The following is a 14483-nucleotide window of genomic DNA, read 5'->3' as shown; positions in this document are numbered from 1 at the left end:
GCGAACTCAACCGGCACGGCTCAGCCGTGCAGGCGGCTGGAGCGCGGCACGCTGGCCAGCAGGAACTCCATCTGGTCGGCCAGGATTCGCCGGCCGCGCAGGATCATGTCCTCGTGCAGGCTGGGAACGTAGGGCAGGTACAGCAGACCCATGCGCGCCTCTTCCGGCATGCGATTGCCCTTGCGGCCGTTGCAGGGCCGGCAGGCGGTGATGCAGTTCATCCAGCTGTCCAGCCCGCCGCGCGAGGTGGGCACGATGTGCTCCCGCGTCAGTTCGTCGAAGTGGAAGCGGTGGCCGCAGTAGGCGCAGACCTGCCGATCGCGGGCGAACAGCTTGGGGTTGGACAAGGCCGGCGTCTGCCGCCAGGCCTTGCTCGGGATCGCGCCGCGCACGGCAATGATGGGGTGCACCTCGATGCGGCTCTGCAGCCCGGTGCGCCGCTGCACGCCGCCGCGCAGCACGTAGAAGGCGTCGCCCAGCGTCCAGGCCACGCCATCGCTGGCGTAGAGCACCGCGGCCTCCTTGGCCGAGATCCACGCCTGCGGGCGCCCGGAAACGTCGAGTTGCAACACTTCCATAGTGCGTCGAGCGTAGCGCATCCGCGGCGATTCCCTCAAGTCGCGCGCGTGACGCGGCGATGACGAGCCCGGAGTAGGGGCGAATGCCTAGAAATACCGAAGGGTTGTCGGGCGCGGTGGCGCGCTTTTCTGCAAAATAGAACGATCGTTCGTTTTATGGGTTCGCCCGCGATGGCCGACAGTTCGTCTCCCGTCCGCACGCTGCACAAGGGCCAGCAGACCCGCGCCACCATCCTCGATGCGGCGCTCACGCTGGCGTCGCACATGGGGCTGGAGGGGCTGTCCATCGGTGCGCTCGCCGAGGTGACCGGCATGAGCAAGTCGGGCGTGTTCGCCCATTTCGGCTCGCGCGACGAACTGCAGATCGCCGTGGTGCGCGAGTACCACCACAAGTTCGAGGAAGAGGTCTTCTACCCGGCGCTGCGCGAGTCGCGCGGCCTGCCGCGCCTGCGCGCGCTGTTCGACAACTGGGTGCGCCGCGTGGCGGTGGAGATCGACTCGGGCTGCATCTACATCAGCGGTGCGGTCGAGTTCGACGACCGGCCCGGCCCGGTGCGCGATGCCCTCGTCGACATGGTGCAGACCTGGCAGGACGCGCTCGAGCGCGCCATCCGCATCGGCGTCGAGGAAGGCCACCTCAGGCCCGACACCGACCCGGCGCAGATGCTGTTCGAGGTGCACGGCCTGATCCTCGCGCTGCACCACGATGCGCGTTTCCTGCGCCACCCCGGCGCCGTCGAGCGCGCCAAGGTGGCCTTCCGCCGCGTGCTGGAGAACTACGCCGCGCCCGGTGCACTCGAATCCAAGCCTGCCGTGGCGCGCAAGCGCGCGGCACGTTCCTGAATCCCGTCCCTGGAGAGCTGAGCCCATGCCCACCTACACCCCGCCCCTGCGCGACATGCAGTTCGTCATGCACGAGGTGCTCAACGTCGTCGACGAGCTGAAGATGCTGCCGGCCCATGCCGAGATCGACGCCGACACCATCAACGCGGTGCTGGAGGAAGGCGGCAAGTTCGCCGCCGAGGTGCTGGCCCCGCTGAACGCCAGCGGCGATGCCGAAGGCTGCACGCTCGACAAGGCCAGCCACGAGGTCAAGGCGCCCCAGGGCTTCAAGGAGGCCTACGCGAAGTATGTCGAGGGCGGCTGGCCGTCGCTGAGTTGCGACCCCGCCTACGGCGGCCAGGGCCTGCCGCACATCGTGAACCAGAGCTTCTACGAGATGCTCAACTCCGCCAACCAGGCCTGGACCATGTATCCCGGCCTGTCGCACGGCGCCTACGAGGCGCTGCATGCACATGGCTCCGACGCGCAGAAGGCGCTGTACCTGCCCAAGCTCACCAGCGGCCAGTGGACCGGCACGATGTGCCTGACCGAGCCGCACTGCGGCACCGACCTCGGCCTGCTGCGCACCAAGGCCGAGCCGCAGGCCGACGGCACCTACAGGATCACCGGCCAGAAGATCTTCATCTCCGCCGGCGAGCACGACCTGGCCGAGAACATCGTCCATCTGGTGCTGGCCCGCCTGCCCGACGCGCCGGCCGGCTCCAAGGGCATCTCGCTGTTCGTGGTGCCGAAGTTCATCGCCAATGCCGACGGCACGCTGGGTGCGCGCAACGGCATCTTCTGTGCCGCGCTCGAGCACAAGATGGGCATCCACGGCAATGCCACGGCGCAGATCGTTCTGGAAGGCGCAGTCGGCACGATGGTCGGCGAGCCCAACAAGGGCCTGGCCGCGATGTTCGTGATGATGAACGCGGCCCGCCTGGGCGTGGGCATGCAGTCGCTTGGCCTGACCGAGGTGGCCTACCAGAACGCCGTGGCCTACGCGAAGGAGCGCATCCAGATGCGCGCGCTGTCCGGCCCGAAGAACCCCGACAAGCCGGCCGACACCATCATCGTGCACCCCGACGTGCGCAAGATGCTGCTGACTGCCCGCGCCTACGCCGAGGGTGCGCGCGCCTTCGCGATGTGGACCACGCTGCAGCTCGACAAGGAACTCGCCAGCGACGACGAGGACGAGCGCAAGGAGTGCGCCGACCTCGTGGCCCTGGTGACGCCGATCGTCAAGGCCTTCCTGACGGACAACGCCTGGATCGCCACCTCGCACTGCCTGCAGGTGTTCGGCGGCCACGGCTACATCCGCGAGTGGGGCATGGAGCAGTTCGTGCGCGACTCGCGAATCAACATGATCTACGAGGGCACCAACACCATCCAGTCGCTCGACCTGCTGGGCCGCAAGGTGCTGGGCGACAACGGGAAGAAGCTGAAGAAGTTCGGCAAGCTGGTGCAGGAGTTCGTCGAGGACGAGGGCACCAACGAGGCCATGCAGGAGTTCGTCAACCCGCTGGCCGAGCTCGGCGACAAGGTGACCAAGCTGACCACCGAGCTGGGCATGAAGGCCATGGGCAACGCCGACGAGGTGGGTGCCGCGGCGGTGGACTACCTGCGCGTGTGCGGCCACCTGGTATTCGCCTACTTCTGGGCGCGCATGGCTAAGGTGGCGCTGGCGAAGAAGGACAGCGGCGACCCCTTCTACACCGCCAAGCTGGCAACCGCGCGCTTCTACTATGCCAAGCTGCTGCCGGAGACGGCGGGCCTGATCCGCAGCTGCCGCGCCGGGCTGGCGCCGCTGATGGAGATGGACGAGGCGCTGTTCTGACCAACCATCGAGGGGAGACAACGATGAAGAACAAGATCGCGCTGGCGCTGGCCGCGGTCGTCGCTTTCGTGATTCCTGCCGCTGCGCTGGCCCAGGCCACGCCGGTGGGGCTGTGGAAGACGATCGACGACGAGACGAAGAAGGAGAAGTCGCTGGTGCGTATCGTCGACAACGGCGGCGCGCTGACCGGCCGGATCGAGAAGGTGCTCGACCCGACCGCCAAGCCTGACGACGTGTGCGACAAGTGCACCGACGAGCGCAAGGGCAAGCCCATCGTCGGGCTGACCATCATCCGCAACGCCAAGCCCGACGAGTCCGACCGCGCGCTGTGGACCGGCGGTGACATCACCGACCCCAACAACGGCAAGACCTACCGCCTGCGGCTCAAGCCGCTGGACGGCGGCAAGCACCTGGAGGTGCGCGGCTACATCGGCCCGTTCTTCCGCAACCAGACCTGGATCCGAGTGGAGTGAGCAACATGAATCGATTCAACGTTCGCAAGGTGGCCGTGCTCGGCGCCGGGGTGATGGGCGCGCAGATCGCCGCCCATCTGGTCAACGTCAAGGTGCCGGTGGTGCTGTTCGATCTGCCTGCCAAGGAAGGGCCGAAGAACGGCATCGTCACCAAGGCCGTCGAGGGCCTGAAGAAGCTCAAGCCCTCGCCGCTGGGCATTCCCGAGGACGCCGCCTTCATCGAGCAGGCCAACTACGAGGAGCACCTCGACAAGCTCAAGGACTGCGACCTGATCATCGAGGCCATCGCCGAGCGCATGGACTGGAAGCTCGACCTGTACAAGCGCATCGCCCCGGCGGTGGCGCCGCACGCGATCGTCGCCTCCAACACCTCGGGCCTGTCGATCACCAAGCTGAGCGAAGCGCTGCCCGAAGAGATCAAGCCGCGCTTCTGCGGCATCCACTTCTTCAACCCGCCGCGGTACATGTACCTCGTCGAGCTGATCCCGACCCCGACCACGAAGCCGGAAATCCTCGACCAGCTCGAGAGCTTCGTCACCAGCACGGTGGGCAAGGGCGTGGTGCGTGCCAAGGACACGCCGAACTTCATCGCCAACCGCGTCGGCATCGCCGGCATGCTGGCCACCATCAAGGAAGCCGAGACCTTCGGCCTCTCCTACGACGTCGTCGACGACCTGACGGGCAAGAAGCTCGGCCGCGCTTCCAGCGGCACCTTCCGCACCGCCGACGTGGTGGGTCTGGACACGATGGCGCACGTCATCAAGACGCTGCAGGACAACCTGAAGGACGATCCGTTCTTCGAGAGCTACGGCACGCCGCCGGTGCTGGCCAAGCTGATCGAGCAGGGCGCGCTGGGCCAAAAGAGCGGCGCCGGTTTCTACAAGAAGGTCGGCAAGGACATCCTGCGCCTTGACCCGGCCAAGGCCGACTACGTGCCGGCCGGCGGCAAGGCCGAGCCGATCGTCGAGCGCATGCTGAAGAAGGCGCCGGCCGAGCGGCTCAAGCTGCTGCGCGAGTCGACCAACCCGCAGGCGCAGTTCCTGTGGGCCATCCTGCGCGACGGCTTCCACTATGCGGCGGTGCACCTGGCCGACATTGCCGAGTGCGCGCGTGATGTCGACTTCGCGATGCGCTGGGGCTTCGGCGTGCAGCAAGGCCCGTTCGAGCTGTGGCAGCAGGCCGGCTGGAAGCAGGTGGCCGAGTGGGTGAAGGCCGACATCGACGCCGGCAAGGCGCTGAGCAAGGCGCCACTGCCGGCCTGGGTGTTCGATGGCCGCGAAGGCGTGCACACCGCCGAAGGCTCGTGGAGCCCGGCGCAGGGCAAGTACATCCCGCGCCCGAGCCTGGCCGTCCACCAGCGCCAGCATTTCCCCGAGAACGTCGCCGGCTCCGGCGCGGTGGCGCCGCTCGCAGCCGGCACCGAAGCGTTCAAGAACGAGGAAGTGCGCGTCTGGACGCTGGACGGCGAGGTGCTGATCGCCAGCATCACCGCCAAGCTGCACCTGATCAGCCCGACCGTGGCCGAGGGCCTGCAGACCGCGCTGGAGAAGGCCGAGGCGGGCTACAAGGGCCTGGTGATCTGGTCGCCGGACGACGTGTTCTCCGCCGGTGCCAACCTCGAGGCGCTGATGCCCGTCTTCATGAAGAGCGGCGCCAAGGGCATCGCGCCGGAGCTGAAGAAGTTCCAGGACTTCATGCTGCGCCTGCGCTACGCCCAGGTGCCGGTGGTCAGCGCGATCCGCGGCATCGCGCTGGGTGGCGGCTGTGAACTGGCCGTGTATTCGAGCAAGCGCGTGGCGGCGATGGAGTCGTACATGGGCCTGGTGGAAGTCGGCGTGGGTCTGGTGCCGGGCGCCGGCGGCCTGACCTACATCGCGCGCCGCGCTGCCGAGATGGCTGCGGCGGGCAATGCCAATGCCGACATCTTCAAGTTCGTCACCGATGGCTTCACCAACGCGGCCATGGCCAAGGTGGGCACCAGCGCGATCGAGTCGCGCAAGCTCGGTTACCTGCTGTGGAGCGACGTGATCGTGCCGAACAAGGACGAGCTGCTGTACGTGGCGATCCAGCAGGCCAGGGCCATGTTCGACAGCGGCTACCGCGCGCCGGCGAAGTCGCTGTTCCCGGTGGCCGGCCGCAGCGGCATCGCCACCATCAAGGGCCAGCTCGCCAACATGCGCGACGGCGGCTTCATCAGCGCGCACGACTTCCACATCAGCGCGCTGATCGCCGACGTGGTCTGCGGCGGCGAGGTCGAGGCCGGCTCGTTGGTGACCGAGGAGTACCTGATGGCGCTCGAGCGCAAGCACTTCTGCGCGCTGCTCGAGAACCCGAAGTCGCAAGAACGCATCATGGGCATGCTGCAGACCGGCAAGCCCGTCCGCAACTGATCCGGCAACGACACGGAGACTGACATGACCAAGCAAGTGCAAGACGCCTACATCGTTGCCGCCACCCGCACGCCGATCGGCAAGTCGGGCCGGGGTTACTTCAGGAACACGCGGCCGGACGACCTGCTGGTGGCCGCCGTGCAGAGCGCACTGAAGCAGGTGCCGACGCTGGATCCGAAGGCGATCGAGGACGCCATCATCGGCTGCTCCTTCCCCGAGGCCGAGCAGGGCATCAACATGGCGCGCGTGGCGATGGTGCTGGCCGGCCTGCCGAACACGGTGGGCGGTGTCACCGTCAATCGCTTCTGCGCCTCCGGCCTGACCGCACTCCAGATGGCGGCTGACCGCATCCGCGTCGGAGAGGCCGACGTGATGATCGCCGGCGGCGCCGAGTCGATGAGCATGGTGCCGATGGGCGGCAACAAGCCGTCGTTCAACCCGGAGATCTTCGCCAAGGACGAGAACGTCGGCATCGCCTACGGCATGGGCCTGACCGCCGAGAAGGTGGCCACGCAGTGGAAGGTGACGCGGGAGGCGCAGGACGCCTTCGCGCTGGCCTCGCACCAGAAGGCGCTCAAGGCCATGGCCGCCGGCGAGTTCGGCGACGAGATGACGCCGGTGGAGATCGTCGAGCGCTTCCCCAACCTCGCCACCGGCGAAGTGAGTGTGAAGACGCGCACCGTCAACCTCGACGAGGGCGCTCGCCCCGACACCTCGCTCGAAGGCCTGGCCAAGCTCAGGCCGGTGTTCGCCGCCAAGGGCAGCGTGACTGCCGGCAACAGCTCGCAGACCAGCGACGGCGCCGGCGCGCTGATCCTGGCCTCCGAGAAGGCCGTCAAGCAGTTCGACCTCAAGCCGCTGGCGCGCTTCGTCAGCTTTGCCGCGCGCGGCGTGCCGCCGGAGATCATGGGCATCGGCCCGATCGAGGCGATTCCCGCGGCGCTGCGTGCCGCCGGCCTGAAGCTCGACGACCTCGGCTGGATCGAGCTCAACGAAGCCTTCGCCGCGCAGGCGCTGGCGGTGATCAACAGCGTCGGCCTCGATCCGGCCAAGGTGAACCCGATGGGCGGCGCGATCGCGCTCGGCCACCCGCTGGGCGCCACCGGCGCGATCCGTGCCGCCACCGTGGTGCATGCGCTGCGCCGCCACAACCTCAAGTACGGCATGGTCACCATGTGCGTTGGCATGGGGCAGGGCGCGGCGGGGATCATCGAGCGTGTCTGACGGCGGGCTCCGGCACGGCCGGCGTCGGGCGGTGCTGCGCATCGGCGTGGCCACGCTGGCCACGCTGGCCGCGCCCGCGCTGCTGTCGGCCTGTTCGCCGGCTGCGCTGGCGATGCCGGCGTTCGACTCGATGGCCAGCGCGCTGAAGACCCTGGAGGCGCTGAAGCGCGCTGCGCCGCGCATGGCCGGCGCCTGGGACCTCTCGCAGGTGCTGCACCACGCGGCGCAGAGCGTCGAGTACTCGCTGACCGGCTTCCCGACGCCGAAGCCGGCGTGGTTCCGCGCCACGGTCGGACCGGCCGCCTTCAGCGTCTTCTCGGCGCGCGGGCGCATGTCGCATGCGCTGGACGAGCCCATTCCCGGTGCGCCGGCCATTGCCCGCGGCCAGCCGCTGGAGCCGGCCGTCGATCGCGTCATCGCGGCGCTGCAGGCCTTCGAGGCGCATGCCGGAGCGCTCGCGCCACACTTCGCCTATGGCGCGCTGGACAAGCCGTCGTACGCCCGCGCTCACCTGATGCACCTGGCCAATCACTGGCAGGAAGCCGTTGCCTGACATCGCACACTACGGAGACAAGACCATGAGCATCAAGACCGCCACGCTCAACGGCGTGGCCACCATCGAGATCGCCCGGCCGGAGAAGAAGAACGCGCTGACGGTGGCGATGTACCAGGCGATGGCCGACGCGCTGAATGCCGCGCAGGCCGACCCGGCGGTGCGCGCCGTGCTGATCACCGGCCAGCCCGGCATCTTCACCAGCGGCAACGACATCGAGGACTTCATGAGCCGGCCGCCCGGATCGGGCAGCAACTCCGAGACGGCGCCGGTGTTCCAGTTCATGAAGGCGCTGGTCGGCATCGACAAGCCGGTGGTGGCCGCCGTCACTGGCGCGGCCATCGGCATCGGCACGACGATGCTGCTGCACTGCGATCTGGTCTACGTGTCCGACGAGGCACGCCTGGCGATGCCGTTCGTGAGCCTGGGTCTGGTGCCGGAGTTCGCCTCCAGCCTGGTGGTGCCGCGCCTGATCGGCCACGTGAAGGCGGCCGAGAAACTGATGCTGGGTGACCCCTTCACGCCGGAAGAGGCGGTGGAGGCGCGCATCGCCAACGCCGTGCTGCCGGCCGGCGAGGTGATCAAGCATGCCCGCCGCATGGCCGAGCGCTTCAACGCCCTGCCGCCCGGTGCGGTGCGCGAGACCAAGAAGCTGCTGCGCCGCTCCACCACCGACGAGGTGCTCAAGACCATCGCCGTCGAGGGCGAGCTGTTCAGCGCGCGGCTGCGCAGCCCCGAGGCGATGGAAGCCTTCCAGGCCTTCTTCCAGAAGCGGCAGCCGGACTTCTCGAAGTTCTCCTGACGCGGCCGAAGCCATGTCGCTGGCGCTGAAGCTCGCGCTCGCGCCGCTGCTGGTGGCGCAGGCCGTGGCCACGCGCCGCCGCGCGCCCGCATTGCCGGAGGCCGACGGATCACGCGAAGGCCGCGTCGGCGAGGGCGACCGGCTCGCGCTGCTGATCGTGGGCGACTCGTCCGCCGCTGGCGTCGGCGTCGCCACGCAGGACGAGGCGCTGGCCGGCCATCTCCCGCGCACCCTCGCCCGTGAGGCGGGGCGCCGCGTGCACTGGCAACTCGTTGCCAAGAGCGGCATCACCACCGCGCAGGCACTGGAACTGGTACGGCAGGTGCGGCCGGTGCCGGCGGACATCGCCGTGGCGGTGCTCGGCGTCAACGACGTGATCGACCAGGTGAGCCCGGCGCGCGCCGTGCAGCAGCGCGCCGCGCTGGCCGACTGGCTGCGCCACGCTGCGGGCGTTCGGCACGTGGTCTTCGCGCCGCTGCCGCCGGTGCATCGCTTCCCGTTGCTGCCCCAGCCGCTGCGGCGGGTGATGGGTGCCGACGCCCGCGCGCACGACGAGGCGATGGCGCGCTGGGCGTCCACGCGTGACGACGTGTCGCACGTGCCGATCGCGCTCGACCTCGGCCCCGAGCACATGGCGGCCGACGGCTTCCACCCCGGCGAACCCGTCTACCGCGCCACCGGCGAGGCGCTGGCGCGCTTCATCGCCGCGCGCCTCATGAACCCCACGGAGACAAGATCATGACCCTGCAAGGCAAGACCCTCTTCATCACCGGCGCCTCGCGCGGCATCGGCCTGGCGATCGCGCTGCGCGCTGCGCGCGACGGCGCCAACATCGTCATCGCGGCCAAGACCGCCGAGGCCAACCCCAAGCTGCCCGGCACCATCCACTCGGCCGCCGCCGAGATCGAGGCGGCCGGCGGCCATGCGCTGGCGCTGCAGACCGACATTCGCGACGAGGCCAACGTGCTGGCGTCGGTGGAGCAGGCGGTGGCGCGCTTCGGCGGCATCGACATCCTGGTCAACAACGCCAGCGCGATCAGCCTGACGCCGACCGACGCCACGCCGATGAAGCGCTTCGACCTGATGTTCGGCGTCAACGTGCGCGGCACCTACCTGTGCACCCAGGCCTGCCTGCCGCACCTGATGAAGTCGGCGCAGGCGGGGCGCAACCCGCATGTGCTGAACATGTCTCCGCCGTTGTCGATGCGCGAGCACTGGTTCGCGCCGCACGTGGCCTACACGATGGCCAAGTACGGCATGAGCGAGTGCACGCTCGGCCACGCCGGCGAGTTCCGCAAGCACGGCATCGGCGTCAACAGCCTGTGGCCGCGCACCGCCATCGCCACCGCGGCCCTGCAGATGATCCCGGGCGTCGACGTCTCGAAATGCCGCACGCCGGAGATCCTGGCCGACGCGGCCTGGCACATCCTCACCAGCGACGCAAAGACCACCACCGGCAACTTCTTCATCGACGACGCGCTGCTGGTGCAGCATGGCGTGACCGACTTCGACCGCTACAGCGTCACGCCGGGCAACCGCGACTTCATTCCCGACTTCTTCGTGGACTGACGGCCGGCTGATCAGCCGCGCGGCTTCGCGGCCTGCACCGTCTCGCCGGCCACGAAGAAGGCGCCGCCGCCCTGGTGGTGGATCGTGCGCAGCTCGGCCGGCGCGTCGGCTTGCCAGCGGCCGCCGGCGAACACCCGCTCGTCGGCCTGGGCGGCGAGCACCTCGGCCACGAAGAGGTCGTAGGCCTGCTGGTGATGCGGCTCCACGATCACGCGGCATTCCAGCCAGGCCACGCAGCCTTCGACCAGCGGCGCCTCGATGCGCTGTGCCGCGAAGCTGTCCAGCCCGCAATCGGCGAACTTGTCGGCGCGCTGCGCACCCGAGAGGCTGCCCGCGGCGAAGGTGGCGTCGGCCATCGCGCGGCAAGGCACGCTGAGCGCAAAGCAGCCGCTGGCCTCGATGAGCTGGCGCGTGAAGGTGCTCTTGTCGATGACGACCGTCACCTTCGGCGGGTCGAAGTCCAGCGGCATCGCCCAGGCAGCGGCCATCACGTTGCGCCGCCCGCCGTGGGCGGCGCTGACCAGCACGGTCGGGCCGTGGTTGAGCAGCCGGTAGGCCTGCGGCAGAGGAATGTCGCGGCGGTGGCCGCCGGCGTCTGAAGAGGTCATGCGCGGATTGTTCACGATGCGCTAACCTTCGCACCCCGCGCCGTCACCCCGGCCCCTCACGGCAGATCCCCACCACGGAGAGCCCGCGTGTTCCGCTACTTCGAGCAACTCGTCCAGCCGCACCCCGATGCCGAGCCCGGCCAGCCGCCGGACAAGCTCATCCCCTTCGTGTGGCACTGCACCGAGGGCATGCGGCCGCACATCGCGGTGATGACGCTGGCCACGGCCTTGATCGGCGTGTTCGAGGCGGCGCTGTTCGGCTTCCTCGGCAAGGTGGTGGACTGGCTGGCCCAGGCCACGCCGGCCACGCTGTTCAGCGAGCACGGCGGCTCGCTGGCGCTGCTGGGCGCCGTGCTGGCCGCCAGCATCGTGCTGGTGGCGCTGCAGACGATGATCAAGCACCAGTCGCTGGCGGGCAACTTCCCGATGCGGCTGCGCTGGAACTTCCACCGTCGCATGCTCGGCCAGAGCATGGCCTTCTACCAGGACGAGTTCGCCGGGCGCGTGGCCACCAAGGTGATGCAGACCGCGCTGGCCGCGCGCGACGTGGTGCTGCTGGTCACCGACATCCTGGTCTTCGTGGCCATCTACTTCGTCACCATGGTGGTGATGGTCGGCGGCTTCGATGCCTGGCTGCTGCTGCCCTTCCTCGCCTGGATGGTGCTGTACGGGTTGGCCAGCTGGTACTTCGTGCCGCGCCTGGCCAAGGTGGCGCAAGCGCAGGCCGACGCACGCTCGCTGATGACCGGCCGCATCACCGACGCCTACACCAACATCGCCACCGTCAAGCTGTTCTCGCATGCGCGGCGCGAGGCCGGCTACGCGCGCTCGGCGATGGAGGAGTTCCTCGTCACCGTGCACCAGCAGATGCGCATGGTCAGCGGCTTCGAGATCGTCAACCACGTGCTGTCGATGCTGCTGATCGCCGCCACCACCGGCGTGGCGCTGTGGCTGTGGACGAAGGGGCAAGTCGGTGTCGGCGCGATCGCGGCGGCCACCGCGATGGCGCTGCGCCTGAACGGCATCTCGCACTGGATCATGTGGGAGCTGGCTTCGCTGTTCGAGCACGTCGGCACGGTGCAGGACGGCATCAACACGCTGTCGCGCCCGCACCGCGTGGTCGACCGGCCGGACGCCAGGCCGCTGCACGTGCCGCGCGGCGAGGTGCGCTTCGAGAATGTCGACTTCCACTACGGTCGCGACGCTGCCGGCGCCCCGCGCGTGATCGAGCAGCTGTCGCTGACCATCCGGCCGGGCGAGAAGATCGGCCTGGTGGGCCGCTCCGGCGCGGGCAAGTCGACCATCGTCAACCTGCTGCTGCGCTTCTACGACCTGGAGTCGGGCCGCATCCTGATCGACGGCCAGGACATCGCCGCGGTGACGCAGGACTCGCTTCGCGCGCAGGTGGGCATGGTCACGCAGGACACCTCGCTGCTGCACCGTTCGGTGCGCGACAACATCCTCTACGGCCGCCCCGACGCCGACGACGCGCAGATGGTGGCTGCCGCGAAGCGCGCCGAGGCGCACGAGTTCATCCAGGGCCTGACCGACCCGAAGGGCCGGCAAGGCTACGACGCGCACGTGGGCGAGCGCGGCGTAAAGCTCTCCGGCGGCCAGCGCCAGCGCATCGCGATCGCGCGGGTGATGCTCAAGGATGCGCCCATCCTGCTGCTCGACGAGGCCACCAGCGCGCTCGACAGCGAGGTGGAGGTGGCCATCCAGGAGAGCCTGTACCGGCTGATGGAGGGCAAGACGGTGGTGGCGATCGCGCACCGCCTGTCGACCATCGCCGCGATGGACCGGCTGATCGTGCTCGACAAGGGCCGCATCGTCGAGGAGGGCGACCACCGCAGCCTGCTCGCGCGCGGCGGCATCTACGCGCGGCTGTGGGCGCACCAGAGCGGCGGCTTCCTGGGCGAAGACCTCGGCGACGAGGACGAACCGCGGCGCGGCGAACCGGTGCTGGCCTGACGAGGTAGGGATTCGCGGCCTGCGGCCGCTTCGGCACAGTGCGCTCCCGCACTTGCCGCAGCGCCGACCATGGCCACGATGACCTACCGCTTCGCCCCGCGCGCGCCCGAGCCGGCGCCGGTGGACGCGCGGCCGCGCATCGCGGTGTTCGGCGCCGCGGGCGCCACCGGGCAGTTCGCGGTGCGCCACGCGCTGGCGCAGGGCCAGCGGGTCACGGCGCTGGTGGCCGAGCCGGCGCTGTGGACGCTGTCGCACGACGACCTCGACGTGGTGCATGCCGACCCGCTGGTGCCGCAGAGCCTGCAGGGCGTGCTCGAGGGCCATGATGCGGTGCTGTGCCTGGTCGGCCACAAGCCCGAGGCCCTGGGCGAGCGTGAAGCCCTGCGGCCGCGCGCGCCGCTGGCCGCCCTGGCCACGCGCCACGTGGTCGCGGCCATGGCCGAGGCCGGTGTGTCGCGCCTGGTTCTGATGGGCGCGGCCGGCGTGGGCAACTCGGTGGCCGCCGGCGTGCTCGGCCTCGGCCGCTGGCTGCAGTGGCTCATTCCCGAGGTGATGGCCGACAAGGAGCGCCAGGAGGCGCTGGTGCGCGGCAGCGCGCTGCGCTGGACCGTGCTGCGCCCGGCGCGGCTGTCCCACGCGCCGGCCAGCGGCCAGCTCCACGTCGGCGAGAACCTGCGCTGGGGCTGGCGCGGCATCCCGCGCGAGGATCTTGCCGCACTGATGGTGCGGCTGGCCACCGATTCGTCGTCGGTCGGCAAGGTGCTCACCGTCGCCTGATCCCCCAGGGCACGGGGCAGCACACTAGGGGGAACTCCCTCCTGCGTCGTCGGGATGCCGTGTCGGCGCGTTTCCTACACAGTGCATCGACGCACGCGGACACGCCGACGCGGCCGCCGCCCATGGCGAGCCGCCCTGCCCAGGTCTAAGTTGTGATCGTGCGAACCACGCTGTTGCAGGAGAACGCAACATGAACACCGTCACGATGTCCCTGTCCGAGGCCGGCGCCTACGAACTGCGCTTCCAGTCGCTGTTCAACGAAGGCCGCGCGCTGGCCTTTCCCTGCGATGCCGACGGCCATGTCGACATGGATGCGCTCAGCGAGCGCGCCCGCGGCAACTACCTCTACGCCCGCGCGGTGGTCGGCCGCGAGTACGCCACGCCGGCCGTGCAGCGCTGCCACTAGGACCGGGTTTCAGCGCCCCGGCGCCTTGCGCAGCTGCTCGAGCAGCTGCGACGTGGCGCGCGCCAGACGCGAGTCCTGCTTGCGCGCCACGAATTCCCCGTTCAGCTCGTCGAGCGCCTGCAGTGCTTCTTCCTGCCGCCCGGCGCGCGCGCGCAGCAGGGCGAGCGCGAAGCGGTGCAGCGGCTGGCGATCCGCCACCGCCTGTTCGGCCGGATAGAGCCACTCGAAGGTGGCCAGCACATCGGCTGGGCTGAGGAAGCCGAGCAGCACCTCGCGTTCGGCGTCGCTGGCGGTCAGGCCCCAGTCGACCAGCCGGCGCCAGACCAGGTCGCGCTGCGTGGTGTCGGGCTGTTCGCCGGCGGCGCGCATCTGGTTGAGCACCTCGAAGGCATAGCCGTTGAGCTCGCCGCGCAGCATGGCCACCGAGAACTGCATGCGGCGCAGCCAGGGGCGGTCCCTCGAGCCCTTGGCGG

Annotated in this window: 15 protein-coding genes; 12 read left to right on the top strand and 3 right to left on the bottom strand. The window is 69.5% G+C overall.

The window, feature by feature from the left end; genetic code table 11:
- Positions 1-20: 20 nt before the first annotated feature.
- Positions 21-578 carry an HNH endonuclease gene (locus AB7U92_RS08480; protein ID WP_428575748.1) on the bottom strand — a complete coding sequence of 186 codons (558 nt, stop codon included), beginning with the start codon at positions 576-578 and terminating at the stop codon, positions 21-23.
- Positions 579-734: 156 nt separating this feature from the next.
- On the opposite strand from AB7U92_RS08480, the gene AB7U92_RS08475 reads away from it, so the two are divergent.
- Genes AB7U92_RS08475 through AB7U92_RS08435 form a run of 9 tightly spaced genes read left to right on the top strand, consistent with a single transcriptional unit; the run spans position 735 to position 10248 of the window.
- Positions 735-1421, top strand: a complete 687-nt coding sequence (locus tag AB7U92_RS08475; RefSeq protein ID WP_428575747.1) for a TetR/AcrR family transcriptional regulator — start codon at positions 735-737, stop codon at positions 1419-1421.
- Between the two features lie 25 nt (positions 1422-1446).
- On the top strand, positions 1447-3237 hold the full coding sequence (locus AB7U92_RS08470; RefSeq protein WP_428575746.1) for an acyl-CoA dehydrogenase C-terminal domain-containing protein: 1791 nt from the start codon (positions 1447-1449) through the stop codon (positions 3235-3237).
- Between the two features lie 23 nt (positions 3238-3260).
- A complete protein-coding gene (locus AB7U92_RS08465) occupies positions 3261-3710 on the top strand; it encodes a DUF2147 domain-containing protein (protein ID WP_428575745.1) in 450 nt (149 codons plus the stop codon).
- Between the two features lie 5 nt (positions 3711-3715).
- Positions 3716-6100 carry a 3-hydroxyacyl-CoA dehydrogenase/enoyl-CoA hydratase family protein gene (locus AB7U92_RS08460; protein WP_428575744.1) on the top strand — a complete coding sequence of 795 codons (2385 nt, stop codon included), beginning with the start codon at positions 3716-3718 and terminating at the stop codon, positions 6098-6100.
- A gap of 24 nt (positions 6101-6124) precedes the next feature.
- Complete coding sequence (locus AB7U92_RS08455) at positions 6125-7324, top strand: acetyl-CoA C-acyltransferase (RefSeq protein ID WP_428575743.1); 1200 nt, start codon at positions 6125-6127, stop codon at positions 7322-7324.
- 31 nt (positions 7325-7355) lie between these two features.
- Positions 7356-7877: a DUF1569 domain-containing protein gene (locus AB7U92_RS08450; protein ID WP_428575742.1), complete on the top strand. Its 522-nt coding sequence runs from the start codon at positions 7356-7358 to the stop codon at positions 7875-7877.
- 25 nt (positions 7878-7902) lie between these two features.
- Entirely contained in the window at positions 7903-8679 is a 777-nt protein-coding gene (locus AB7U92_RS08445; protein WP_428575741.1) for an enoyl-CoA hydratase, read from the top strand.
- A 13-nt stretch (positions 8680-8692) separates the two neighbouring features.
- Positions 8693-9421, top strand: coding sequence for an SGNH/GDSL hydrolase family protein (locus tag AB7U92_RS08440; protein ID WP_428575740.1), 729 nt, complete (start codon positions 8693-8695; stop codon positions 9419-9421).
- Entirely contained in the window at positions 9418-10248 is an 831-nt protein-coding gene (locus AB7U92_RS08435) for an SDR family oxidoreductase (RefSeq protein WP_428575739.1), read from the top strand. Before AB7U92_RS08440 ends, AB7U92_RS08435 begins: the two co-directional genes overlap by 4 nt.
- Positions 10249-10259: 11 nt before the next feature.
- On the opposite strand, the gene AB7U92_RS08430 is transcribed toward AB7U92_RS08435, so the two are convergent.
- On the bottom strand, positions 10260-10856 hold the full coding sequence (locus tag AB7U92_RS08430; protein WP_428575738.1) for a flavin reductase family protein: 597 nt from the start codon (positions 10854-10856) through the stop codon (positions 10260-10262).
- Positions 10857-10943: 87 nt separating this feature from the next.
- Between AB7U92_RS08430 and AB7U92_RS08425 the strand changes: the two genes are divergently transcribed.
- The 3 genes from AB7U92_RS08425 (at position 10944) to AB7U92_RS08415 (ending at position 14010) form a co-directional block, all read left to right on the top strand.
- Positions 10944-12827, top strand: coding sequence for an ABC transporter ATP-binding protein (locus AB7U92_RS08425; protein WP_428575737.1), 1884 nt, complete (start codon positions 10944-10946; stop codon positions 12825-12827).
- A 69-nt stretch (positions 12828-12896) separates the two neighbouring features.
- Positions 12897-13604 (top strand): NAD(P)-dependent oxidoreductase, encoded by a 708-nt coding sequence (locus tag AB7U92_RS08420; RefSeq protein ID WP_428575736.1) that lies wholly within the window; start codon positions 12897-12899, stop codon positions 13602-13604.
- 190 nt (positions 13605-13794) lie between these two features.
- Complete coding sequence (locus AB7U92_RS08415) at positions 13795-14010, top strand: hypothetical protein (protein ID WP_428575735.1); 216 nt, start codon at positions 13795-13797, stop codon at positions 14008-14010.
- Positions 14011-14019: 9 nt separating this feature from the next.
- Here the strand turns inward: AB7U92_RS08415 and AB7U92_RS08410 are convergent.
- On the bottom strand, positions 14020-14483 hold a 464-nt coding region (locus AB7U92_RS08410; RefSeq protein WP_428575734.1), incomplete at its 5' end, for a hypothetical protein.

It is taken from the genome of Piscinibacter sp., from assembly GCF_050175855.1.
Taxonomy (GTDB): Bacteria; Pseudomonadota; Gammaproteobacteria; order Burkholderiales; family Burkholderiaceae_C; genus Piscinibacter.
The sequence above is the reverse complement of the archived record's forward strand: the minus strand, read 5'-3'. Positions and strand labels throughout refer to the sequence as shown.